Origin of the sequence: Butyrivibrio sp. AD3002, from assembly GCF_000420905.1 — a bacterium.
Lineage (GTDB): Bacteria > Bacillota > Clostridia > Lachnospirales > Lachnospiraceae > Butyrivibrio.
In genome coordinates this window covers 1-1,048 of sequence record NZ_ATVV01000073.1, presented here as the reverse complement: position 1 = coordinate 1,048, position 1,048 = coordinate 1, and the positions used below count along the sequence as shown (strand labels likewise).

1 protein-coding gene is annotated in these 1,048 nt (G+C 42.2%); it reads right to left on the bottom strand.

Going from position 1 to position 1,048, the window contains the following annotated elements; genetic code table 11:
- Positions 1-636 (bottom strand): IS110 family transposase (locus G596_RS0120275; RefSeq protein ID WP_022763607.1); only part of this gene is annotated, 636 nt, incomplete at its 3' end.
- Between the last annotated feature and the right edge of the window lie 412 nt (positions 637-1,048).

The window sequence follows — 1,048 nt, the reverse complement described above, 5'->3', positions numbered from 1 at the left end:
AATGATCTCCTGAAGGGACATAAACTCTGTAAGAACTGCGGATGATGTGGCACCGTAAATGTTACTGAATGGCTGGCTGTCATTATCCAGAAGCTGAAGCTCACTGAATTTCAGGTAAAGATTGGATACCATATAGGTTTTTTCTCTGGTAATACATTCAGCAAGATGAAGACGGTGGCGTGTAAGTCTTTTTAAGGCAAGGTACTGGCTGCCCCGCCAGGGTTCACATTTTTTTGTGCGGCCGACTCTTGCAAAATCTGAAATAAGGAAGGCATCCATGTGATCTGTCTTATCCATGCCAACATAGGATTTGCGGTAATTTGCAGTCATCTTTGGATTCAGACAGTACACATAGGGTTTATAAGGCATCAGGAGTTCACAGGATGACAGGAAGTTGGCTATATGGATGCTGTAAACAGATGTAGATTCCAGAGCCACAATAATGGTATTAAGATGCGGATGCTTTTGTATACAGGCAGCAATCTTTCCGGCAAGCTCATCAGCACCAGGCTGGTTGTTGCCGAAAGAAGCATCAATATATTTGTTTTCATCAAAATCCATGGCATAAACCACATTGGATTTTGAGCTTACATCAATACCAACGAACAAAGTGGACATATAGTTGATCTTGATCATGATATCACGCTCCTTTCCGATCTGGATTTGTGAAGCCTAAAGCAAAAGGTTTATCCGGGATATCATATGATGACCGCAGCCTCGCATAATGAGCATTCATCCAGTCAGCATTTTTTGCTGGTGCTAACGGCTGGAGATGCAACTTCTGTGTAAGCGGAATGTGTCATATGAGCCAGGCTGCATGCTTTCTGAGCAGTCTCGGACAAAGCCGGCTGAAAGGAGAAAAAGCAGTGCCTTCGGACATCAGACTCTGCTGATATCTTACCACAGGATAAACGATATGAAAATGTAACTATTGACTGTATAGATGGGAATGGGATGAGGGGAATACCTCTTAGATGTCCTTACCTCTATACCATAAAAAGAAATAAGTCTGTAAGTGATTTCTCTTGCTTACAAACTTATTATACGA